The following is a 23,282-nucleotide window of genomic DNA, read 5'->3' as shown; positions in this document are numbered from 1 at the left end:
GTACGCTTTTCCCTGCTGCTAAGCGAAAGTTTGTGGCGCAGGCTTGTCTGGCGGAAAAAACACAGTGATGATTATCTAGCGTAGTTTCTGACTGGGCGTAGTGTAATCACTTACAACAGAATATTGCATCACTAGTAGGGGGTTTTAGTGTCTGATCTTGAAATTTTGTTGCGTTCTATAAAAGGCTTACACGGAAGAGGGAAAGATCTTACATATTCGTCTGAGTTTGATGAGATACAAAAACTTCGGGAGTTTGATGATCCAACCTTAGAGCAAGGTGAATGGGTTGCCGATCTTAAAGTCGCCAATTGGCCGGAAGTAGTTAAACGGTGTTCGAAACTGTTGCGAGAGGACAGTAAAGACCTGCGTGTTGCAGGCTGGTTGACGGAGGGTTGGGTCTATACCCAGGGTTTTTCAGGGCTGGCCCAAGGCTACAGCTTGATTGCAGGGTTGGTTGAGCAGTACTGGGACGATTTGTTTCCCGTCATCGAGGACGGAGACGATGTTGAGCAGCGGGTTGGTTGTTTGGCGTGGGTACTCAAGCAGAGCTTGCGCTGGGTGTCGTCGATCCCTGTGGTGGATGATGGCGCGCGGCTATTCACGCTCTCTGACTATGCCGTGGCGCACCAACGAGCCGGGGCTGCCCGCCTTGGGGATTCCGAACATGTAACGCTGGAGCAATTGGAGCGCGCCAGGGCTGCAACGCCAGTAGAGTTCTATCGGCGCCAGTGGCTTGCTATTCAGGATGCAGTCGCCGCGCTAAGCAGTCTGGAGCACCAGGCAGAGGCGCGTCTAGGCGATCAGACGCCAAGATTTGCTGCAATCCGAGAGGCGTTGGACTCCGCTTGCGGCAGTATTCAGCGGTTTGCCAAAGAGGCGGGTGTGGATGTGCGTGGAGGGGAGGAATCGAAAGCTCCAGTGCTTGAACAGCACCCCATTCACTCGCCGTCTCCTCCCGCTGTGCCTTCAGTAACTGATGCTCCGGTCGCGGTGTCAGGCATTGCTTCGCGCGAGGAGGCGCTAAATCGGCTGCGCGAAGTGGCAGATTACTTTCGTCAGGCTGAGCCACACAGTCCGGTGGCCTACATGGCAAACCAAGCGGCTGAATGGGGGGAGATGCCCTTGCATGAGTGGCTCAAGGTGGTGCTGAAGGATGACGCCGCACTGGTTCGTCTGGAGCAGGTGTTGGGTGTGGCCAAGGCTGTCGAAAGTGGCGGCTGACCTCTGGGTTCACTGGTGGTCAAGGCGAGGGGCACAAGCTCACCGAGCCCGGAAGCTCGGCGCAAATACGCTGACGACAGTGAATGCCCGCTTCGGTGTTGGCTGCCGGGCAGGCTTTGATACGGTCCTGCAGGGCTTTGCGCGTAGGCGGGGAGAGGTCGTTTTCCGGGCTTTCGATATAGCTCATCAGAGCAATCAGCACGTCGACATCGCTGGCTCGAAGTGGGGAAGTTGTGCTGTTCGCTGAGCGTACGGCAGGGGCTTTGTGATGAGGTTTTGCGGCTTGGGTAGGTAGTGTTTTTTTGGGGGGTGGGCTGGCGCCGTTGGTACTGATGAGGTTCGTGGGCTGCTCCATAGGAACCTCGTTAAAAATCTGGGCGGACTCACTGGTCATTGGTAGTGGCGTTTGCTCACTCATGAAGGGCGAATGGTCGGGGGCGTCTGTGCTACTGGCGGTGTAAGCCTCTGTGGGATTTTCAGCCACTTCAGGCACCGAATCGAATACCCAGGCCACGCCGGTTGCGAGGGTCAGCGCGACGATGCTCAGCCAAATGTACAGAGTCTTCCTTGAGCGGGTGCGGGACTGACCTGCATTTTTAATCGGGCGGATATCGGGAGTGCTGCCGTCTTGAGTGTCCGCTAGCAAGCTGGGCGCTTTTGAATGTGCGTTACTTGATGTCACGGCATCGATTCCGGTATTTGGCAGCTGTTTCGCCAGTGAGGTGGTGTGCGCTTATTTGCGGGCTTGCAAGTTTGAGTGGCGCAAAATGTTGCCATGGATTTAGGCGCAGCTCTATTTAATTTTCAATGCTGTCATTTTGATAGTGCATCATGTTGGGGTCGCCGTTTAACGCTGGCTCTATATTTTTTTTCGAGGCGGATTGTATACTTCATGCTATTGCTCGTGGTTTTTTGTTCGGCTGCAAGTGCGATTGGTTACTTGTGGTGGTTGTTGTTTCCTGAAAGTGTGTCGGCATATTTAAATCCCATAGGCCTATTCCTGAAGCGTTGTAGGAAATTTCTCTTTGTTGGCGCGGGGAGTTCTCTTTCTGTTTCTGGTAGTAGTGTTGTTCGCCTTGGGTTTAATTGTAGGCGCTGGTTATTGCCACTCGTTCATTACCAACGCCTCCTTTGGCTAATGCTTCTCTTGCTGCTGTTGCCGCCCGCATTGGTTTTCATTTTTCGTGGGGCGGTGGAGCTGGAAGGGTATGGCAGAGATGTTCATCGTGGAGAGGCGCCAAGCTTGATTGCAGAGCTGTTGCGTGGTGAGCGGTTGGTGCCGCCCCGCGCGTTGCCGCCGCAGGTGTTCACCTCCCGAGAGGTAGAGCGAATTCGACCGCGCACCGGCGCGGCAGACAGGTCCTGGGACAAGATGGATGCCGACTTCGTCCAGCGCCTGTTGGTGGTTTACAAGGTGATGTTGGAGCGGCATGGGTACGAGATGGTGTTGCTAGAGGGCTACCGCAGCCCGGAACGTCAAGACGTTCTTGGCCTCTTGCCAGGAACGACCAATGCCAAGGCCTGGCAGAGCTACCACCAATACGGTCTGGCGGCGGACAGCGCGTTTTTGCGAGAGGGGAAGTTGGTGATTACCGAGAAAGACCCTTGGGCGATGCGCGGATACGAGTTGTACGGGCAGGTCGCTGAAGAGCTGGGTTTAACCTGGGGCGGCCGCTGGAAACTGATGGATTTCGGGCATGTGGAACTGCGCACTGTCGGCCGTGGGCCGTCGGCCAGATCCACGCCTTAACCCTGAGCATATGCAGTGCTTGGGCCTACATGGAGAGCGAAAATGACACGACCTTTAATTGTAAAAGGGGATACGACCAGCCACGGCGGAATGGTGATGGAGGCCAGTGACGATTCGACGATCAACGACAAGGGCATTGCCCGCATAGGTGATCTGGTGGCTTGTCCTGTCCATGGCCCCACGGTGATTGCGACTGGCGATGCTGACTATGAGGTGGATGACAAAGCGTCGGCCCGCGACGGTGATGTCACCTCATGTGGCGCCGTGTTGATTTCAGGCCAATCCACGACGTACAGGCCGTAAATGTAGGGCGAGCAGGAATGGAATCTGATGTTTAAACGAGTCCTTGGCTCCAAAACGCTGTGGGTAGTGTTGGTCTTTGCCGGTAGTTGGGGCTTTACCCTGTGGTCCTGGCGTGACCATTACCGTCTGCCGACGGCGGAAGACATTGTCGCCCACTTCTTGGTGATACCCACGGCGCTGTGCCTGGGGTATTGGGGGGTGTACCAGGGCGTTGAGTGGCTGAAGCGCCGCCGACAGCCGGGGCCCGCAGAGGATCAGGCTGATGGTGAACCGATGCTGGCCGCTGAACACGTCATGCCAGTTCAGATACGGGATTGGAGCCTGTATTTGCCGCTTGGCGATGAGCCTGCTGGGGTTATCGAAGCGTTGAAAGCACGTGACCGCCCGGCTCTTCACCCCACACTGAAAGACACAAACGGGTTCCCACGTCGTATTGCCTGGATCGATGCCTTGAGCACTGAGGATTTCATTGAATCAGGGCAAGACGATCCGTTACCCATCGATGTTCGACGCGCACTACTATTGGCTTCAGAGGTTCTCGAACCTTTGCTGATACGCCACCTGGAGCGCGATTGTCTCGATGGGTGCGAGCTTCGAAGTCCCTTGCCTGTGCATGTCCTTGTCCCCACTCGCTGGTCGATCGATACCCAAACAACGGCACGCCAATGGTTGGTGTCAGCCTTTACGCCGTTCTCCGAGCATGGACTGGAATGCCCCGTGTTTATTCACGGTGCGAGCGACACTCGCCAGGTACTGAATTTTATCGAGCAGTTGCGCCATGCCGAGGGGCTGGACTCGGTTTCCCATCTACAGGTCGTGGTCGCCATTGATTCGTTTATCCAAGACGATGCGCTACTTGAGGCACTGCCGGAGGTCTCCGGAGAAGGGGCATGCGCTCTGCTGATCGTATGTGGGCTCCCCGCAGCCGCAGGGCGCGTAGCTGCGATTGTTCATCCATTTCGCAGCGAACAGCGAGCGCAATCGGCCGACTTGCCCGGAAAGGTGCGAGCCGCGACGCTCCAGCGCCTGCTCGAGCAATACAGCATGGGCCTTCCACCGGTCAGTGTGGTGATCGCCGATGCGGACCAGCGTACTTCTCGGCAGACCGAACTTTTGGCCGCTTTGCACGCAACGCTTCCCGAGTTGGACCCTATCGATGAATGCCTGAGTTTGCCGGTGTGTTGTGGGGATATGGGCGCAGTGACAACCCTTGCCTCATTGGCATTAGCCGCGTCAAACAGCCTCGAGACACAGCAGGAAACCTTGCTGGTGTCGGTTCAGGATCCTTTTTGGCGAGCGGTCTGCCGCATTCAGCCCTCGCCGCCACCGGCTCAAATGCCTCTTCAGGACTTCGCATGAATTTGCGCACCACGTTCGCCTCGGGAATTGTTCACCATGATTAACCGCCTCTCCGCTTTTTTCTCCAACTCTCGTGTGCTCGCTGTTGTTGGGCTATTGATCGTCGCAGGTTTGCTCTTTCTTAATGCGGCGACGTTGAAAAAAGTGCTCCTTGCACTGCTGGTGTTGACGCTTGTCGCATTGGCGGCCGCTTGGCTGTGGCGGCGAATGGTGGCCAAGAAATCGGCTGTGGCGTTGCATCAGATGGTGGCCGGTGGAGAGGGAGACACTCCAGAGTTGCGCCAACGGCTTGAAGATGCACTCCACGCGATCAAATCCTCGCGACTTGGACGGCGCAGCGGGTCAGAGGCACTGTACGAATTACCGTGGCTGATGGTGATCGGCAACCCCGCTGCGGGCAAAAGCAGCGCAGTCTTGAACTCCGGGTTGACCTTTCCCTTCAACGATCAAAAAGGCTCTGCGCTGCAGGGTATCGGTGGTACGCGCAATTGCGACTGGTACTTCACCACTGAAGGTATCCTGCTGGATACCGCCGGGCGCTATTCGGTGCAGGACTCGGACCGGGGGGAGTGGTTGTCTTTCCTGAGCCTGTTGCGCAAACACCGGCCGCGCGCGCCGATCAACGGGATTATTATCGCGGCCAGCGTTGCCGAGCTGACCAGAAATTCGCCGGAATTTGCGATCGATTTGGCCAAAAAGCTGCGCCAACGTATTCAAGAGTTGACCGAGCGCCTTGAAGTGGTCGCTCCGGTGTATGTGGTGTTCACCAAGGTCGACTTGATCAATGGCTTTAATGACTTTTTCCAGACGCTGGAACCCCAGGAACGCGAAAAAGTCTGGGGAGCCACCTTTGCTTTCAATACCCAAACAGGTCCAGAGGCCGTCAGTCAGTTTGACCAGCACTTTGATGAGTTGTGTGACGGCCTCAAAGAGATGAGTCTGGCGCAGATGGCGCTTAACCGTGGGGGTGTCCAAGCACCAGGGCTGTTGACCTTGCCGCTAGAGTTCAAGGGCATCAAGTCCAACTTGAGCACTTTCTTGATGGCGCTGTTCGAGGAAAATCCTTATCAGTACAGGCCAGTATTTCGAGGCTTCTACTTCACCAGTGCGGTTCAGGAAGCTGCCAGCGTTTGCGGCATGTCCAATGAAATTGCTCGGCGCTTTGGTCTGAGCGCGGCGCAGCAATCAGCTGTGCCAGGTGAAGAACAGCAGTTGTCCCGCCACAGCTACTTCCTCCTGGATTTTTTCCGTAAGGTGGTGTTCGCCGATCGGCAGTTGGTGCGTCAGTATTCCAGTCGTTCACGGACTCGAAAACGCTCTGTCGCGTTCCTCGGTACCGCGTTGCTGCTCGGCGGTAGCTTGGCGGGTTGGACGTGGTCCTACACCAACAATCAACAGTTGGTGAGCAACGTTCAGGCCGATTTGCGTAAGGCCCAGGACATCCAAAAAGATCGTATAGACCTGCAGTCGCGCCTTGAAGCATTGCAGGTGATTCAAGACCGATTGGGCCAGCTACAAAAATACCGTGATGATCATCCGTTGATGTTGGGGCTGGGCCTCTATCAGGGCGCCGCGTTGGAGGCCAAATTGCGTCATGAGTATTTTCAAGGGATGCGGCAGGTGATGCTGACTCCAGTGGCGGAGCAGCTGGAATCTTACCTGCGCGAGGTCAGTGCGAAATCTGGTGCACTGAAGCCAGCGCAATCGACTGCTCCGGTCAGCACAACTTCTGTCGGTGTCTACCAGCCGCCCTCACCGAGCAATGTGCAGGATGCTTACAACGCGCTGAAAGCGTATTTGATGCTGGGCACTGCTGAACGTGTAGAGCCCGCACACCTGAGTGACCAGCTCACCCGTTTCTGGCGCCTCTGGCTGGAAGACAATCGCGGGGGTATGGACCGCGAAGACATGGCACGCCGTGCCGAGCGATTGATGAGCTTCTATATCCGCCAATCGAATGCGACCGATTGGCCCATACTGGACACCAAGGTCACGTTGACCGATGACTCCCGTCGTACTCTCAGTGGCGTGATGCAAGGGCTGGCAGCACGAGACAGAGTCTACGCAGAACTCAAAGCCAGGGCTGCCACACGCTATCCAAGTGTGACGGTTGCGGGTTTGTTGGGGGAGGGTGACAAGATCTTTGCTGGGAGTTATGCCATTTCTGGTGCCTTCTCTCGAGAGGCGTGGGAAGGCTATGTGAAACAAGCCATTCGCGACGCCTCCCATAAGGAGCTAACCACCACTGACTGGGTGCTGCAGAACGCGCGTGCCGATGACCTGACGCTGTCAGGTAGTCCCGAGCATATCCAAAAAGAGCTGGAGCAGTTGTATACCCAGGAGTACATCGCAGAGTGGAGAAAATTTCTGCAAGGCATCACCGTGGCCAGCTTTTCCAACTTCAATGATGCCAGTGCGGCGATGAACCAACTGGGCGACCCGCAAAACTCGCCTATGCGCAAGCTGATGGAGGCGATCTACCGGCAGACATCGTGGGACAACCCCTCGCTGATCAATGAAGGTCTCAAAACGGCCAAGGGTGGATTTTTGAGCTGGTTCTCCAAGGCCCCTGCCGAAGCGCAGGCGTTGGCGGGCGCCAATGCCGGAGAAATTCCGGTCGGGCCCGTAGGTCTCGAATTTTCCGGGATTGCCCGACTGATGGTGGCTCGCGACAGCGCGCCTTCACTGCTGCAAAGCTACCTGCAAAATCTGTCCGGCATTCGTACGCGTTTGAATGCCATTCAGACCCAGGGCGACCCAGGGCCGGGGGCTCGTGAGCTGATGGTGCAGACCCTGGATGCGAGCGCCACCTCCGAGTTGTCAGCGGGGCTCAGACTGGTCGATGAGCAATTACTGTCCAGCATGGAAGATGGCCAGCGGCGCGCGTTACGGCCGTTGTTGTTATGGCCGATGATCCAAACATTCGGCGCACTGATTCCGCCGACTCACAACGAGATCAACAAGGTTTGGAAAGCCCAGGTTCATGAGCCTTTCCAACAAACATTAGCGGGCAAATACCCCTTTGCCCCTGCAGGGCAAATTGAAGCAGGCACTGCCGAAATTGCCCAGGTGTTTGGTCCACAAGGAGCTATCGCACAGTTTGTTAACGACAGCCTCGGCCCCTTGGTGATCCGTCGCGGAAACAGCCTGGTCAGCAAGCAATGGGCAGATGTCGGCCTGAGCCTGTCGCCGTCCTTGATGACCAATTTCGCGCAATGGGTTGCCCCGTTGGGCCAAACGGCTGAAGGCGGTGCGTTGGTGACGTTCCAGATATTGCCGGGTTCTGCTGCGGGGTTCAGTGAGTACAGCGTGCTGGTAGGTGATCAACAGCTGCGTTACCGCAACACCCCCGCTCAGTGGAACAACTTTGTCTGGGACAGCAGCAAGCCGAATCAAACCGCCAAAGTCAGTGTGGTGACCTACGACGGAAGGACGATCGACCTTCAGAGTTTCGTCGGTCAAAACGCGCTAGGCCAATTGATTCAAAGTGCTCAGAGTCGACAAAACGCTGATGGTTCTTACGAGCTTCAGTGGCGTCAAGACGATTGGGTTGTGCCTGTCACAATGAAGGTCATCAGCAACCCACGCGCCAATGCCGATGGCAGCCAGCGCAAGGGGTTGGATGGTACTCAATTGCCGCTGACCGTAGTTGGCCTGGATGCGTCCTTGGAGAAGCGGCCATGACCTCGGACGATTTGACGTTGCCCATCAGTTATTTTGGTAAGTTGCCAACGCAGGGTGATTTTGTAAGGGCTGCGAACAATCACCGACCGTTGATTGCAATTCTCGATCGCTGGGCAACTGAGGGGTTGGATTTGCTCGCCCAGGACGTTGCCTGGAAAACGCTATATGACAGCGCACCTGGGTTTCACTTTGCCTTTATGGGCTCTCGCCATCGTTCAGTAATCGGTGGGCACCTGTTACCCAGTGTCGACGCGAGCGGTCGGCGATTTCCGTTTATGGCCGGCGTTACCTTTGAAGTGGCAAAGCCGTTGGAGTTTATTGCACGCAGCCCATTGGCGTTCATCCCAATGTGGTCGCGCCTGGGCCGTGAACTGCCGTTGGCGAAGCAGGCCGGGGAGCCAGCACCCATCTTGAACGAACTGAGTGAACATAAAGCCAACCTTACGGTCAGCTCCGACACGCTACACCATACCTTTGCCGGCTTTCTGCAAGCGCAGACGATGGGCTCGCTACAGCAGATGCTCAACACGGCCGGGCATCAGGTTGATGTGCGACGTATCTTGCTGGCCCTTGGTTTGCTGCTACGTCCGGTCATGAGTACTGGCGCGCCAAAAATGGGTAAGGGTTTGCGCTTGCCACTCCCATCCGATCCGCTCCACCGGCATCTGGTTTCGGCATTCTGGCTCGATTTGATCGCTGCGTTTTTGGGGCGAGCAGATTTTGAACTGATGCTGCTGCAACGTGGCGAACATCAACCGACGATGACACTGGGGTTTGGTGGAGCCTCCGCCCGTGGGCTGTACGGTGTCATAGATCCGCGAATTGAAGAACAAGACACCATCTGGCTTGCAGACCCTCAGTGGGTCGAGCAAGAGGTCAGCGCGAGCTACGCATTGAAAAAAATGTCTACCTACACCAGTCAGCCGGAGCTTTCCTTGAGCACCGCCAGAGACACCTTTCGCGAAACTTTTTTGGGGTTATGACATGCGTATTGCCTTAGGCTTTTTGCTCTCATTGGTGTGCCTGGCTGACGCTGCCCAGGCTGCCCAGGACAAGATTGTGGTCAGCGGCACCGTACCTACCGAGGCGATGAGGGCGCAGGTGCTCTCACGGTTGAGTGACCTGTACGGCGCCGAGAAAATTACCGATAAAATGGAAGTGGGAAATGTCGTAGCCCCGGCGAACTGGGATCAGTACGTATTGAAAATGCTTAGCCCAAATCTTCGGAATATTTCCGCCGGGCAGGTGCAAGTGGAAGGCAATCAGATCCGCGTCAGCGGTAACGTGAAGAACGAAGCGTTGCGTCAGGAGGTCACCAGTACGCTGGCCAGTTCCTTCAACCAAACCTATCAGGTGCATAACACCTTGCAGGTCAGCTCAGGACAGCAAGCACTGGATGAAACACTGGGCCAACGCACCATTGAGTTTGAAAGCGGCAGTGCGATTCTTACCGCCAAGGGCCGTATCGTGTTGGATGAGATGGCGCAAGTGATACGCGAGCTGAACAACGCCCGGATTGCGATCATTGGCCACACCGACAATGTTGGGTTGCGTGAGAGCAACATCGAACTCAGCTTGGCGCGTGCGGCGGCGGTACGACAGTACTTGATCGGCAAGCGGATCGAGTCCAGCAGTATGTCAGTGACGGGGAGCGGGCCGGATGCGCCGATTGCTGACAACGGTACAGTGGAAGGGCGGAGCAAAAACCGTCGAATTGACTTCAAGATCTTAAATTGATGGTCAGTACTTACCTGTGAGAGCAATCCGCTTGACGAGTTAAATACCGGCCCAGCTCCAGGAAGCGTTTACGCGTTTCATACTCAAACATCCGGATAGCCAGTCCGTTTACTAAGCTGGCAAGCACGGCGGGTCTCAGCTGTAACGTGAAGGTGTAAACCAGCTCCGAAGTGCCGCCGCTCAGGTCGCGGTGGCGCATTGTTGCAGCCCACCACTTAAATGGACCGCTGGGTTCAACCAAGACCGCCGACGCAAGCTCGGAGGTACGATAGTTGACAAAACGCGTACGCATTGACAGGTATCTTTTCCAGCCACGCCCTTGGTTGTAACTGATAGCGTCGATGTAGGGATGACATCCGCCACCTTCGATCTCCGCGCGAGACAACAAAGAATCCCATTTCAGCCGTGTTTGATGGTTATGAAATGCCTCAAACGTAGCTGCCGCAGAGGCGGGCATGGTGAGTACGATTCGTCCTCGCATGTTCATATATACCGAAGCAGGTTGATTTATCTGTGTGCTTGAATCGTAGATGGACCCTGTTTAGTCCGGCTGAATGCCTTTATCCCTAGCCGTCTTCGGCGTTTGAGCACTGCACCGCTGGTCACCCCGGCCAACTTGGCTATCTCGCTGTCTGGTTGCGTGCCAAGCAGCCCATCAAGACCTTCCCAAAGTGATGGGTGTTGACTGCGTTGAGATTTGATTCCCATCTTTGTGCGCCGAAACGTAACGGCTGCTTTTGTAACTCCCGCGAGCTGGGCAATAATCTGGTCGGTCAATACGCCCAACAAAAAATCATATCTGGCAATACGGCTCGGGGTTTTGCTGTTGTACGAGGCAATGCCCAGCCTACGGCGGCGCTTGTTGACTGCGCCCTGGGTGACCTTGACCAGTTTGGCGATCTGCGCGTCAGGTTGGGTGCCCAGGAGGGCGTCGAATTTGTATAGATCGCTCTTGTTTTTCATCGGTATCCCACCATCACATCAGTCGCTGACGGCGGCTTGTAGCCAAGGCCATTTGCAGAATAACGGGGGAGAGGCGGGGGGCAGGCAATCCTCCAGGACCTTTGCCAGAATCACCAATAACAGTAGCGCGAGCGCCGAAACCATCAGGTAGTGGCACGGGAGCAGGCGATCGTTGGAGGGCTTTTTCGAGTTGAAGTGAATAGGGCTGTTCATTGGCGAATCTCGCATCGTCCTTTTAGTAATGGCTTCATGCTTTGGGCGACTACAGCGACGGCGCGGATTGATCCGGGCTCCATTGCCAGAAGGTTGTGCCGTAGTCGCTGCCCTCTATTGCTGGAAAGGCGATGCCTTGTTGGATGTAACGCCGAGAGTTAGCCTTGGCGGGCGTGAACCACCAACCGGATTTCGGACAGAGTTCGCCGGCGGCTTTGCGTAAGGTGGGCTCGGTAGGGGCGGGTTGTGCTTTTTCTACCGCGGCGGCTTTTGCCACGCTGTCCATGCTCGGCACAGGGACGCCGCTGACCATGGTGGGGTCTTGATAGCTTTCAAGAATGGGCAAACCAATGGCCCGGGCCTGCTCTTCAACTTCAAAGCGGTACAGCAAGGCGCCCATCAGCGAATCCGCATACTCGGCTCGGGTAGCTTCGTTGGGATGGCTAGCGCCGCTAAGGCTGGCGGACGTTCGAATTTTTACATCTAAGTCATCAGATATGGCAGAACCTCCTACGCGAGAATAAGGTAGATAACTCACTTCTAATAGCATACCGTCAGCGTGCCACTGCCAAGTAAAACCTTCATTGAGATTCTGCCAATCTTCCCAAGTCAGTTGGTATTCAGGGTCGGCCAAAAAGGGGGATACTAGTTCCAGATCTGCAATGCTGGAGTGCTGTAGGTAGTTATCTTTGAAGCGATATGTGGCGCGTCCAATCAAGCGAGGGTCGCCAAGTGTAATGAATCGTTGCCAGCCTGCTGCTTGAATGTTGGTTTGAATGTTCGATATCAATTCATATAGCTGCCGGTTGTAGGCTATAACCTCTGAATCTTGCAGTCCTTTGAATATTGGGGCCTTGGGTAATGCAATGCCCATGTTAACTTCATCCACGCCGTAATTGTCACGGGCATTGTCATAGAAGAGCACGGAATAGGCCGGAGGGAAAATTAAGCCGAGTGTGGATGATTTGAGCTGAAATCGAACGTTTCTGGCACTATAGAAAAGCACGCTACTCACGCCCGAGCTTTCAATAGGGAGTTTGCTTCGTTTGACGATGTCGTCACCTTTTTCTCTCAGGGCAAATTCCAATATCGGCGCATTCATCAGAGATTTCCTGTTTGTCGTAGACTGATAGTCAGTCGGTATATTGCCTGTAAAAAAATGAGCGAGCCCCGCCATTAACAACAGCAGGCTAATTCCGAGTAGCCAGTACCTGGTGCGCCGTCGCATGACTTAGGCTCCCTTCCAGGCTGCAATTACTTTCATTTGCTGGATCATGTAGGGACGGAATTGACCTTTATAATCTCGGCCCTGCGTCATTAACTTATGGTATTGCTTAAGTATGTCTTTAACGTATTCCATGCGTTCATCTTTGCTGTAGAGCTTCCCCTGCTCTAGCTTCATAGTGACGGTCACGTCTTTTTCGGTGAGGCCAAAGGGCGCCAACTGCCGAACTTCAATTTCCCGAGAGATCATCGGAGCGGCGTTAAATACCAGTGAAGGATCCTTTGCGCCGAGCAAATTAAATAGCCGACGCCCAAAGTCGTTATTGTCGATAGCAAATTTGAATTCGGCATGGTCATAAACGACCGCTTGTAAGTGGTAATTTTGTTCGTGTATCAGAAAAAATTTTGCGCTGTTTAAGGCCAGATCTTCCTTCACACCTTTTGGAAGTGATTTATTACCGATTTCATACGCTTTGATTTGGCGGAACCCATTTTTCAAGTCCTCCGTCGCTTTGCACTGCTTCATCTCCACTAACGCACCTTTACCGTCAGTCAGATTCATCTCCCAGTTAAGCTTTCTAATATCCAATACGTACATCTTCTTTTCGAGATCTTTACGCAAGATTGTGTTTTCCCCCAGGGCCCAGGGCATCGATCGCATCTTCTTGACGATCACCGGGTCATAGGTGGTGACATTCCTACAATCTACATCGCGGAAAAATACGTCGCGCCCAAATTTTCGCCAATAAAGCATCCATGGCGTGATTTCTAGAAATAACCAGAAGTTGCCCTTGAGTAAATAGTAATAAGTAACACGAGACATGAGTCGGGCTTGTCCGACCACGGAATTGAATTTGCTTTCGGAAAACTCAATGCCGTCCACCACTTGTTTGGCGGCAAATGCTGCTAGCCCGGCCCAGTAGAAGCGTCCTTGGTATTTGGTGCCTTCATCGTTTAGAAATAGTTGTGCATAATTACCGGCGGTTCGTTTAGCACGCCTTAAGACTTTGGGAATAAGGACATTGTTTTCCGAGAGAAATTTGATGCTTTCCGCCTGCATGCTGGACCATAAATCGCAGCAGGTCGCCACAGCATCCTCGGTTGCGCCGGGTTCAGCGCGGGTGTGAGCCTGTTTCAGGGCTCGACCTTTGACGTAGCTAATGCCTTCTTGCGTGTCGACAATCCGGGATGCGGTCATCGCCTATCTCCGTGGTTATTGCTCAAAAGGAGTCACCTTCGACCTTGATTTGCGGGTAGGTCATATGCACCTGGGCCGGCTCTGGTTGAGCGGCAAAGTGTCGACGGGTTTGCGCCGTCGCATCGCTGATCGCTCTACTGCGAAGGTCGCCTGCGCGGATATCAAGAATTTGATCGATTTCAGGTAAGGGAACACCGGCAGCGTCTTTCAGAATAAAAGCGAGTTCGGTGGCGCCTTGGCTCTGTGACATGACGTCGAGGTTGAGTGTGTGTTTGGCACCCCCCAGCAAGGGATGCTCACTGCCCTTGACACTGAACACCCCCGGACAGGCAAAGGTGATGTCGCTACCTTGTAAAGTAATGCTCGCCGAACCGGCTTGCAGGACGATTCGGGTCTTGGCGATCAGGTCGATCCTCCCTGCCGTCGCGGTGAAGGTTGCCGCTTGATCAGCCAACACCTCCATACGGTCGGTGTGTGCCTGCAGGCTGACAGCACCTGTCTCAGCCACGACCTTGGCGCCACCTTTGGCGGTATACCAATACAGGTTGCCGCCGCTGGCCCCGGCGATGGTGTGAGCGGCGCTTAAATGCAGGTCCTGTTGACTGGTCACCTGTAGCTGCTGCCCGGCAAACACATTGCTGCTGGCGGGGGTGGCGACCGTTACGTGATCTGGCGTTTCCAGCACCATATGCGGCGCGCTGAAGCGTTCCACAGCTTGTTCCGTGTCGGGTTGAGTGGTGCTTTGCCCATTGACCTGAGTGGGATAGTGCGCGCCCTTGCGGGGGTTCAACTCATCGCCTAACGCTTGTTGCGCAGCGTGAGCGGCCATGACCCCTGCCTGAGCTTGCTGTACGGCCTGGCTCAAACGTTCGGCGGTGTTCATCGCACCGTAGAGTTGGTCGAGGGCGTCGTTCATCTGCATCTGGGTGGCGTTTGCGCCAGTCTGGAGGCTGGCGGACAGGAGCAATCCTTCAGCGGCCCGAACCTGCCCCCAGCCTTGTGTGGACTGGCTGAACCCTAAGCCCTGATAAGCACTGCGTTTGCTCCCTTCGCTGGCAATCGCATACCCCAGGGTGAGGGTGCTGCACGCGGTCTGGTTACCTAGCTGCTGGCGTAGTTGGCCTTGGGCGTCATCCAACTGCCAATGACTGGCCGGTTGACCATCCAGCCCAACTGTTTGCACCCCACTGATCGTACCGGGATGGTTGGCAGGTGCGTCGATACCGGCACTGAAGGGGGCAGTGGCTTCGCCGTTGAACACCTGCGCAATGACCACCGGTTGATCAATGTCGGCATGGGTGTAGCTGATCACCACTTCACTGCCAATGCGCGGTGTGAAGTTCTGACCAAAGTGCGCACCGGCCAGGGCTTCGGCGACACGGATCCACGTGCCCGACGTTTCGTTGCCGGGGGCATGTGCGTTGTCCTGTAGGGCGCCTGCCAGGGGGCGCTCCCCCCGCTGCCAAAAAAACTGTACTCGCACTTGGTGGTCACGGTTGCTGGTGATGACTTGCTGCTGCGCTCCGACCACGGTGGCTGTTTGTACACCGGGTGCCTGCGGACGAGGCAGTCGGGTTGGCACGATCGGCACGTTCGGCGCAACGGCGTGGAAATGGTTGGCGTAGGTGCCGTGCTCCAGAGCAGGCTCCCCCAGCCGGTTGGCGAGAAGAAGGCCGAGATTATTGCTTGCCACATGCCTGATCTGCCGGCAAACCAGGGGGAGGGCGCCCAGGGCTGGATGCTGGTCCACGGTATAGCGGATGCCCAGTTGCAGTGGCCGCGTCGCGCTGTCTCCCTGATAGCCGTGGCACGCCAGGCGGCGCGCGTTCAACAGATGGTTGGCGGCCTGGCGTGCCTCGTTCGACGTCTCGAAAATGGCCGAGGGGTTTGCATCGAATACTTCCAGCTCAGGCAACGCGGGCCCTTCGGCGATAGGGTTCTCAGCGGTGCCGCTCAACCCCAGCAAATGCTCAGCGTTCCAGGCGCAGGTTGTGGCTGCATCATTGGTGATTTGGCGCTGCTCTTCCAGGCGGCGAATACCGTCATCCGCCTGCGGTGTATCTTCACGGGAAAAGACCAGCACGCCACCGTCAGGCCACTGGTAGTCACGGTCAATAATCACCAGCCTGGCGCTGTCCTTTGCGTTGCCCCCGTGTTCAAAATAGAAACTCAAACCCTCTTCGGATAACAGCCGGCAGACGAACTCAAAGTCGGTCTCGCGGTACTGCGTGCATAACGCACGTCTTGGCAGCAGCTGGGTAACCCGTGCGTCCCACTGGGCTTGAGGGTAGACGGCAAAAATTCGCGTGACGATCTCCAGCGCATCCAGATCCTGGAAGATCATTGTATTGCGGCGTCGCTTGAGTAAGCTCAACCAGGTCCCGACGTGCAGTCGATAGCGTGCGATACCGCCGTCGCTGCCGTGCTGTTCCGCGTTGACCACGATGCCTTGCCAACTGCGCTGCTGACCATCCAATTGCGCCAGTTGTAGCTGCATGGTAGTTCCCGGTAATGCCGCCAGATTCAACAAGGCTGAAGGGCTGATGCAGTCGAGCGTGAAGACGGTTTCTTCATTGATGGCTTCGAGGCCTTCCCAGTGCCGCACCACCAAAGCGTCGGGCAGAACCGTTTGCACGTGCAGCAGGCGATTGTGCTGCGAGAGCAGTGAGGACCAGTCTGTGGCATCCATGTCGGCCGGTGCGGGCATGTGTAGCTCCTTCAGGGGATGGTGATGGTCAAGCTGGCCGTGCGTGTCGGGAGCTGAATCACGTTGTCGAGCAAGGCCATTTGCGTTTGAGTGTCGGTTGAAAGCGTCAGGTTGAAGGCGGTAAAACTGATCGCCCCGACAACCCCTAAGACTAATGCGGGCGTCCATAACGGCACCTGGCGACGCAGGAGGTGGGCGACACGGTCCGGTGGGGCCCAATGGGGGGCGAAGGCGGTTCGTTTGCCTTTGAGAAACACCAACTCCTCGCCCAGACGCGCCGTCAGATAGCCCAGCTGTTCCGAGCCTTCCAGACGATATTTTCCCTGAAAGCCGAGCAACAGGCACACGTGATAGACCTCCAGTGCCTGCAAGCGAACCGCACCTTTACTGCGCAGATCTTCCAGATAGGTGAAGAACTTGTCCCCCGCCAATTGGTCACCGAACATGACCAACTGCATCGGATTGAGCTCCCACTGGTCGCGGAAGGGGCAATCGGAGGCGGAGAGAATCAGCTCGTCAATGGTTGCGCAAAACGCATACTTGGCCGCGTAGATGTCTTCGCTCGCGATACCTGCGGTAGCGGCTGCGTTCTCTATGCGTGTAAAAAACTGCTTGATCGCTGCGCTGAACGCTTGGTGGTGTTCAGGAACTTGGTGGCGTTGAATCATCAGCAGCAGATAAAAGCCGTCCGACATCAAGTCGATCAGTCGTTGTGGAGCATTGCCTGTAGGGCAGAGAAGTTCTGCCGGTGCGGGCATGTGAGGGGCGCTGGTATAGGTCATGGCATCAGGGCTAACAGTTCGAGTTTCAATTCGGAGAGGCCGTTGGGGATGTACACCGTGACGGTCTGGCTTTTAAGCATGTGTTCGTACAGTGACCCGCGCGGTTCAAGGGCGAAATACAACATGCCTGGCCGCACAGGGATTGCGGACGGTGGTACGGGTGTGTAGGTCAATGTCACGCCGGGCATAGAGGAGGTGACCAGTTTTTCAACCGCGTCTGGCGAGCCAATTTTTACTGTGCGCGGTACGATTTCTGCGAGCTCGGCGCCAGCCTTTTCCGCACTGACGCCCAGGTAGAGGGTGCAATTGCTATCAATGCGCTCATTGTCCAGGCGGCCTTGGTGATAAGCCGGTTTCACTTGGGCGAGCGCAATGCTGAAGTAACGAGCGGAGATCACGGTGTCTACCAGCGTGTGAATAATAGTGAACAGGGTGTTGAAGCCAGGTGCCGGGTGGCGATGGTCGTAAGGCGGTAGATCCGCAAGGCGATGGGTCTTGGAAAACGTCAGCAGGGCGCCTGCCAAACGAAGCAGTTCTTGATGCACGCGTTCGGGATGCAGTCCCGGGTGCAGGAAGAGGTGAGAAAGACTGGCGCATGCGGTATTGCTGGTGTGCAATAACCAAAATGACGCGATATCTCCGGCGCGGAACTCAACGACATTCTGAGAGGGTTCGCGGTGAGTCTCCTGCATGACCAGGACCTTGGCGTCGAGGGCTTCAAGCAGCTGTCGCAACTTGATCAACAGGCTTGGCATAGCGGCGAGATTGACAGAGGGCGCCATGTACTGGTCATCCACCTCAAAGCCTCCGGTACTGCTGCGTTTCAAGCGAGCTATTGGGATGACTTCAAATGCGTCGTGCGCCTGGTCGTCCGTCAGCAAGCGAACGGCGGGGGCAAGGAACGCCACTTCGCTTTCTTCCGCTTCGGTGAACATATCCGGCGTTTGTGCATTGTTTTGTGCATAGCGGCCAGCGTCTGCACCTAAGTCGCTAGCGGCCAGGTTGCGACCGTAGGGGTTCAACTGCGGTAATGCCAGATAGGCCGTGATCTCGGATACGTTGAGGGGGAGATCCTGAAGCGCGATGGCCGGTGGCAGTGTGGCGCCTTCAGGCGCAGAGTACAGCTCACCGCCCGGAAACACGGCTGACACTTCCAGCACGCGCAATGTGCCTTGCGCCAGGCTCGCTTTGTCGAGTTTTAGGTGTTGAATACCCCAGGCATAAGGCTGCAACAACTGACTCATCTGGCTCAGCCTTGCCTCGTGATAGCGGTCCTGCTGCTGAAAGAGCTGCGGGCGTAGGAACAGCCCTTCCCCCCACAGTATTTTGGCGTTATGACTCAATGGAGAACTCCTTGCAGGGCGCTGCGGATGGGAATATCACGCTCATTGGTTTTTCGGGCATTTGACATTAGCCAGGGTGTCGGTGGCGCCGGTTGCGGTGTTGATCAATGCCCCTTGAGTGGAGGTCAGAGCACAGGCATGAACTCCCAAGGTGATTCCGGTTGGTGCGGAAGCGTTGGCGTCGTACGCAAAGCGCCAACGCCGCTCGGCGGGCTCGCGGAAGAACGCAACGATGCCGATGTAGGCGGCACCGTTTTCCAGCTTCTCGTTGAGTTCGTAATGTTGTTCGGGCTGCAGCAGCATTTCCCTTGAGTTGACCAGATCGGACCCAAGAGCCCTGAGCTCTTGAGTGTCATCCAGAAAGCTGTCGAAGGGCGTCTGTTCAAAGCGTTCTGTCGCCCGCAAATGGTAAATCTTGATGACTTGGGCCAACGGTTTCTTATGGGTGCCTTGATTGAGGTTGGCGGCCGCATGAATACGCAGCGGAACTAAAGGCGCGCTTTCTACTTGACGTTCATTACTCGAGCATCCAGTTAATAGAAATGCCCCTGCCAGCCATAGAGTTCCGGCGCCACTCCTGACCTGTGCGAGAAAGATGCTGAAAAAGATTTTGCATTTTTTTAGGGTTTGCATCAGAAGGTGGCTCTAGGCGCTAGTAAAGGGAGTGTCGGTAATAAATTGTAAGCACTAAGGAGGGTGGCGCTAACTCAAGCGTGTCTCGCGCCTAAACATAAGATGGAACAATCTCACGACACAGGCAGAATCTTACTTGAGGTCTTGGTTACAATAATTTGAGAGTTTTGCCAGTTTTGGTCAAGCATTGCTGGTGGTTTAGGCTGTTTTAATTTATTGCAAGTGGATGTTGGTGTTGCTCTATGTAAGATGTTTTTGTTTGTTTTGTGGGAAGTTTCTCTATATCAAAAGTTCCGTTTGTGAACGGTCGAATTTGTTTGCAAGCATTTTTCTGTTGAGATACGGTTCGGCCTCTTACATTCGCCGGTATCGAATCGCCTGGCGGCAGAAAGCGATAAGCATAGGACTAAGATGTTCATCCTGGAGGGGTAGCTGTGCGTACAATTTTTATTGTGGTTGGTTTTTTATTATTGACGGGTTGTGCGATGCAGTCCGCACAAACGCCTGTGCCTACATTTGAACACTTGATGTTTAAAGCGGATGAGCGCATTCAAGCGCGCAACTTTGAGGCGGGTAGGAAGTTGCTTTCGGAGGCGGCCGCCATGGAACCTACGCGAAAGGAACCTTGGTTGCGTCAGGCTGAACTGGAGTTTGAGGCTGAGAACTATGGTGCTGCGATTCTGGCTGCGCAGGAAGTGTTGCAGCGCGATGCGGCCAACACTCGGGCTGATGCCATTTTGACGGTGTCGGGCTTGCGAGTCGCAGTGCAGTCGTTGGGAAGGCTGCGTGATGAAAAAGATGTAAACGGCCCTGTGCACCAAGAGGCGCAAAAGCTTGCGGCGAGGCTGCGCGAAACCCTGGGTGCCAAGGCATTGCTGCCCAAGGCCAAAGCAGCTCCACGTAAGGAGGTGCCTGCACCAGCCAAAGCTACGCCAGCGGCGTCGAGCTCCAATCCGTTCTCCAGCCTGCCCGGCATGAATTGAGCGTGAACCCTTAAGTAAGTATTTGATTGAGGCGGTACCTGCTATGGCTAAGAAGGAAAGTGTGCAAAAACGCCTGCAAAAGGTGCGGGCGCCGAGGATTCAACTGACCTATGACGTTGAGATCGGCGACGCTATCGAGCAAAAAGAGTTGCCCTTCGTGGTCGGGGTGTTGGGTGATTTTTCCGGGAATCCGGAAACGCCCTTGGCACGTCCGAAGGATCGCAAATTTGTGTCGCTTGATCGGGATAATTTTGACGAGGTCATGGCGGCGATGGCTCCGCGCGCTACGTATCGGGTGGCCAATGCACTGACCGGGGAGGGGGAGTTCGGCGTGACCTTGAACTTTCAGTCGCTGGAGGATTTTGGGCCGGAGGCGCTCATTCGCCAGGTGCCGGCACTGCACAAGCTCCATGAGGCCCGTAGCAAGCTGGCAGACATGCGTAACAAGATCTCGACCAACGAGATCCTTGAGGATGTGCTCAACGACGTGCTGACGAACACCGAGCAGATGGCCACGATTCGCCGCGAATCCCAGGGGGATGTATGAATACTGCAAATGCTCTTGGGGATGTGAATGCGCCGACGTTGAATGAAGGTGCGAGCCTGCTGGACCAGGTGGTCGAGCAAAGCAAGATTGCCAAATCCGAGTCGGAGCACCTTCGAGCACGTGACCTGATCGCCGAGTTGGTGGCTGAGGTCATGCAGGGGACGGTCGTGGTTTCGGAGAACCTCGCTCGTAGCCTGGATGCGCGTATTGCTGAGTTGGATCGGATGCTCTCGGAACAGCTGTCGCTGGTCATGCACGCCGCAGAATTCCAGAAACTCGAATCCAGTTGGCGCGGCTTGCACCATTTGGTGACTGAGTCGACTACCGGGGCCATGATCAAAATCAAGGTCTTCAACGCCTCGAAAAAAGAGCTGATGCGCGACTTCAAGGCCGCGTTGGAGTTCGACCAAAGCTCGCTGTTCAAGAAGATCTACGAGGAAGAGTTTGGCACCTTTGGTGGTGCGCCGTTTGGTGCATTGATTGGTGACTATGCGATCACCCGTCAGCCTGAAGACCTGTACTTCCTTGAGCAAATGTCCCATGTTGCGGCTGCCGCCCATGCGCCATTCATAACGGCGCCTGCGCCGGAGCTGCTTGGCCTAGAGAGCTTTGCCGACTTGGGCCGCCCGCGCGATATGGCCAAGGTGTTTGACACGGTTGAATACGCCAAGTGGAAATCCTTGCGCGATTCGGAAGACGCGCGCTATGTGGGCTTGGCGTTGCCGCGCTTCCTTGGGCGCCTACCGTACAACCCTATTGATGGCATCACCATCGACAGCTTTCCGTTCGTGGAGGATGTAGATGGTCGTGACCACTCCCGATACCTGTGGTGTAACGCTGCTTACGCCCATGGCGTGCGTCTTACGCAAGCGTTTGAGAACTTCGGATGGTGTGCCGCCATTAGAGGCGTTGAGGGTGGTGGTCTGGTGGAAGGGCTGCCGACTCATACCTTCAACACCGATGATGGTGAAGTGGCGCTCAAATGCCCGACTGAAGTAACCATCACTGACCGCCGTGAAAAAGAACTCAGCGATCTTGGCTTTATTTCCCTGGTGCATTGCAAGAACACCGATTACGCGGCTTTTTTTGGCGCGCAATCGTTGCAAAAGCCGCGTAAGTACAACACCGACGCGGCAAACGCCAACGCGCTGCTGTCCTCGCAACTGCAGTACATCTTCGCGGTGTCGCGGATTGCTCACTACCTCAAGTCGATGATGCGCGACAAGATTGGCAGCTTCGCTTCGGTGTCCAGCGTTTCAACCTTTCTGAACACCTGGATCAGCCAATACGTCCTGCTCAATGACAACGCGAGTCAGGAGGCTAAAGCCCAATATCCCTTGCGTGAAGCGTCTATTCAGGTCTCCGAAGTGCCCGGTCGTCCTGGCGTATTTCGCGCCGTGGCGTTCCTACGCCCCCATTACCAACTTGACGAATTGTCGGTGTCTTTGCGCCTGGTCGCGGAGTTGCCCGCGGGCGTGAAGGCATAAAGTCACTGTTGTACCAACCCTCCCTAAAAAAGGACGAAGTAATGAAAGACATCTACCTCAAAATTGGACAGCCGGATGTTAAGGGTGAGTCGCTGGATAAGGACCACGCGGACTGGTTGGAAATCGATTCCTGGGTGCATGAAATCCGCCAGCCGAAATCGTCAACGGCGTCTGCCACCGGCGGCAACACGGCCGAACGTTGCGAACACGATGCGATGGAGTTCACCAAGGCGATGGACGTGACCAGCCCTCAGTTGTATGAGGCAGCATCCAGCGGTACCACCTTCAAAGAAATCACCATCGAGTTCTTTAAACGAGACGGCGAAGGCAATCGCGTGAAGTACTTGGCGATTGATTTGAAAAATGCCGTGGTGGCCAGCATTTCGCCCAAAGTCGTGGCGGGGCAGGAGCCTATGGAAACCTTCAAGTTGAAGTACGCCGCCGTGCAATGGCGTTACACCCAGAAAGCCAGTGGTGGCGGTCAGCAGGGCAACACCCAAGGCGCTTGGAGCTTGACCAAGAACGACAAGTCGTTCGCGGTCTGATTGATGCGTTAAGTCGGGCCATGACGTGGTCATGGCCTCGAACTATTTTTCCGAACATTTTCTGCACTGCTCTGGGTGAAAACCGCTCGGACCAAAGGACTACTTCTGCGTGAAAGGATACGAACCTAGCCTGCTGGAAAAGCTCTTTGATGAAGCGCCGCACAGTGTTGCTCAGGGTAAATTTACCCGGCACACCCTGGAACAGTTCAAGGAGTCCGTTGCGCTGGATGTTGAGGCTTTGCTCAACAGTCGGTTGGTCATGGAGGAGCACGTTATAAAAGAATTCCCGCATTGCCAGGCGTCATTAATGACCTACGGCTTGCGCGATGTTTCAAGCCGCAGCTTGGCCAGCTCGGTGGACCGTGCGTTTATCTGCACGGCATTGGAAAAGGCCATCACCCTGCACGAGACCCGCTTGAAGGATATCCGGGTATCTCTGGATGAGCACCGACGCGCGTCGGGGGGCTTACGCTTCTCGATCAGCGCCATGCTGATTGTTCATCCGGCACGTGAACCCGTCAGTTTCGATGCGTTGTTGCAGCCCAGCACGTTGCAGTACCGCGTCAGTAAAACACGACGCTTGGCGGTGAGTGAATAAATGTC

Annotated in this window: 21 protein-coding genes; 12 read left to right on the top strand and 9 right to left on the bottom strand. The window is 55.5% G+C overall.

Translation table 11 applies throughout. The features are described from left to right. The first annotated feature begins 147 nt into the window (after positions 1-147). Positions 148-1,221: a type VI secretion system protein TssA gene (gene tssA / locus ACLD1Y_RS08550; RefSeq protein ID WP_429477222.1), complete on the top strand. Its 1,074-nt coding sequence runs from the start codon at positions 148-150 to the stop codon at positions 1,219-1,221. A gap of 19 nt (positions 1,222-1,240) precedes the next feature. Here tssA and ACLD1Y_RS08545 read toward each other — a convergent pair whose 3' ends face one another. Next, positions 1,241-1,903 (bottom strand): hypothetical protein, encoded by a 663-nt coding sequence (locus ACLD1Y_RS08545; RefSeq protein WP_429477221.1) that lies wholly within the window; start codon positions 1,901-1,903, stop codon positions 1,241-1,243. Between the two features lie 561 nt (positions 1,904-2,464). Here ACLD1Y_RS08545 and ACLD1Y_RS08540 point away from each other — a divergent pair. The 6 genes from ACLD1Y_RS08540 to ACLD1Y_RS08515 are packed head-to-tail and all read left to right on the top strand — an operon-like array spanning position 2,465 to position 10,054. Beyond that, positions 2,465-2,971 carry a M15 family metallopeptidase gene (locus ACLD1Y_RS08540; RefSeq protein ID WP_429477219.1) on the top strand — a complete coding sequence of 169 codons (507 nt, stop codon included), beginning with the start codon at positions 2,465-2,467 and terminating at the stop codon, positions 2,969-2,971. A gap of 42 nt (positions 2,972-3,013) precedes the next feature. Next, positions 3,014-3,274, top strand: coding sequence for a PAAR domain-containing protein (locus ACLD1Y_RS08535; RefSeq protein WP_429477217.1), 261 nt, complete (start codon positions 3,014-3,016; stop codon positions 3,272-3,274). A 27-nt stretch (positions 3,275-3,301) separates the two neighbouring features. Then, the gene (locus tag ACLD1Y_RS08530; RefSeq protein WP_429477215.1) at positions 3,302-4,633 is read left to right on the top strand and encodes a hypothetical protein; all 1,332 of its coding nucleotides are present in this window, start codon (positions 3,302-3,304) and stop codon (positions 4,631-4,633) included. A 36-nt stretch (positions 4,634-4,669) separates the two neighbouring features. Next, entirely contained in the window at positions 4,670-8,317 is a 3,648-nt protein-coding gene (gene tssM, locus ACLD1Y_RS08525; protein WP_429477213.1) for a type VI secretion system membrane subunit TssM, read from the top strand. After that, complete coding sequence (gene tagF, locus ACLD1Y_RS08520; RefSeq protein WP_429477212.1) at positions 8,314-9,300, top strand: type VI secretion system-associated protein TagF; 987 nt, start codon at positions 8,314-8,316, stop codon at positions 9,298-9,300. The genes tssM and tagF overlap by 4 nt, the downstream gene beginning before the upstream one ends. Position 9,301: 1 nt before the next feature. Beyond that, complete coding sequence (locus ACLD1Y_RS08515; RefSeq protein WP_429477210.1) at positions 9,302-10,054, top strand: OmpA family protein; 753 nt, start codon at positions 9,302-9,304, stop codon at positions 10,052-10,054. A 10-nt stretch (positions 10,055-10,064) separates the two neighbouring features. Here the strand turns inward: ACLD1Y_RS08515 and ACLD1Y_RS08510 are convergent, their stop codons facing one another. The 8 genes from ACLD1Y_RS08510 to tssJ all read right to left on the bottom strand — a co-directional run bounded on the left by ACLD1Y_RS08510 (position 10,065) and on the right by tssJ (position 19,117). After that, a complete protein-coding gene (locus ACLD1Y_RS08510) occupies positions 10,065-10,511 on the bottom strand; it encodes a hypothetical protein (RefSeq protein WP_429477208.1) in 447 nt (148 codons plus the stop codon). A gap of 50 nt (positions 10,512-10,561) precedes the next feature. Then, a complete protein-coding gene (locus ACLD1Y_RS08505) occupies positions 10,562-11,017 on the bottom strand; it encodes a hypothetical protein (RefSeq protein ID WP_429477206.1) in 456 nt (151 codons plus the stop codon). A 262-nt stretch (positions 11,018-11,279) separates the two neighbouring features. Continuing rightward, positions 11,280-12,458, bottom strand: coding sequence for a hypothetical protein (locus tag ACLD1Y_RS08500; RefSeq protein ID WP_429477204.1), 1,179 nt, complete (start codon positions 12,456-12,458; stop codon positions 11,280-11,282). A 3-nt stretch (positions 12,459-12,461) separates the two neighbouring features. Beyond that, complete coding sequence (locus ACLD1Y_RS08495) at positions 12,462-13,652, bottom strand: DUF2515 family protein (RefSeq protein ID WP_429477202.1); 1,191 nt, start codon at positions 13,650-13,652, stop codon at positions 12,462-12,464. A 22-nt stretch (positions 13,653-13,674) separates the two neighbouring features. Next, positions 13,675-16,359 carry a type VI secretion system Vgr family protein gene (locus ACLD1Y_RS08490; RefSeq protein ID WP_429477200.1) on the bottom strand — a complete coding sequence of 895 codons (2,685 nt, stop codon included), beginning with the start codon at positions 16,357-16,359 and terminating at the stop codon, positions 13,675-13,677. 11 nt (positions 16,360-16,370) lie between these two features. Beyond that, a complete protein-coding gene (gene icmH, locus ACLD1Y_RS08485) occupies positions 16,371-17,141 on the bottom strand; it encodes a type IVB secretion system protein IcmH/DotU (protein ID WP_429477198.1) in 771 nt (256 codons plus the stop codon). Beyond that, on the bottom strand, positions 17,138-18,484 hold the full coding sequence (tssK, locus tag ACLD1Y_RS08480) for a type VI secretion system baseplate subunit TssK (RefSeq protein ID WP_429477196.1): 1,347 nt from the start codon (positions 18,482-18,484) through the stop codon (positions 17,138-17,140). The genes icmH and tssK overlap by 4 nt, the downstream gene beginning before the upstream one ends. A gap of 42 nt (positions 18,485-18,526) precedes the next feature. Beyond that, positions 18,527-19,117: a type VI secretion system lipoprotein TssJ gene (tssJ, locus tag ACLD1Y_RS08475; RefSeq protein WP_429477194.1), complete on the bottom strand. Its 591-nt coding sequence runs from the start codon at positions 19,115-19,117 to the stop codon at positions 18,527-18,529. A 434-nt stretch (positions 19,118-19,551) separates the two neighbouring features. Between tssJ and ACLD1Y_RS08470 the strand changes: the two genes are divergently transcribed. From ACLD1Y_RS08470 to tssE, 5 genes are all read left to right on the top strand, one after another. After that, a complete protein-coding gene (locus tag ACLD1Y_RS08470) occupies positions 19,552-20,100 on the top strand; it encodes a hypothetical protein (protein ID WP_429477192.1) in 549 nt (182 codons plus the stop codon). Positions 20,101-20,143: 43 nt separating this feature from the next. Beyond that, positions 20,144-20,647, top strand: coding sequence for a type VI secretion system contractile sheath small subunit (gene tssB / locus ACLD1Y_RS08465; RefSeq protein WP_429477190.1), 504 nt, complete (start codon positions 20,144-20,146; stop codon positions 20,645-20,647). After that, on the top strand, positions 20,644-22,134 hold the full coding sequence (gene tssC, locus ACLD1Y_RS08460; RefSeq protein ID WP_429477188.1) for a type VI secretion system contractile sheath large subunit: 1,491 nt from the start codon (positions 20,644-20,646) through the stop codon (positions 22,132-22,134). The genes tssB and tssC overlap by 4 nt, the downstream gene beginning before the upstream one ends. Positions 22,135-22,175: 41 nt before the next feature. Continuing rightward, positions 22,176-22,679 carry an Hcp family type VI secretion system effector gene (locus tag ACLD1Y_RS08455; RefSeq protein WP_048365504.1) on the top strand — a complete coding sequence of 168 codons (504 nt, stop codon included), beginning with the start codon at positions 22,176-22,178 and terminating at the stop codon, positions 22,677-22,679. Positions 22,680-22,788: 109 nt separating this feature from the next. Continuing rightward, positions 22,789-23,277 carry a type VI secretion system baseplate subunit TssE gene (gene tssE / locus ACLD1Y_RS08450; RefSeq protein WP_429477185.1) on the top strand — a complete coding sequence of 163 codons (489 nt, stop codon included), beginning with the start codon at positions 22,789-22,791 and terminating at the stop codon, positions 23,275-23,277. Positions 23,278-23,282: the final 5 nt, after the last annotated feature.

This window comes from Pseudomonas sp. 18175 (assembly GCF_050432925.1).
Lineage (GTDB): Bacteria > Pseudomonadota > Gammaproteobacteria > Pseudomonadales > Pseudomonadaceae > Aquipseudomonas.
The sequence above is the reverse complement of the archived record's forward strand: the minus strand, read 5'-3'. Positions and strand labels throughout refer to the sequence as shown.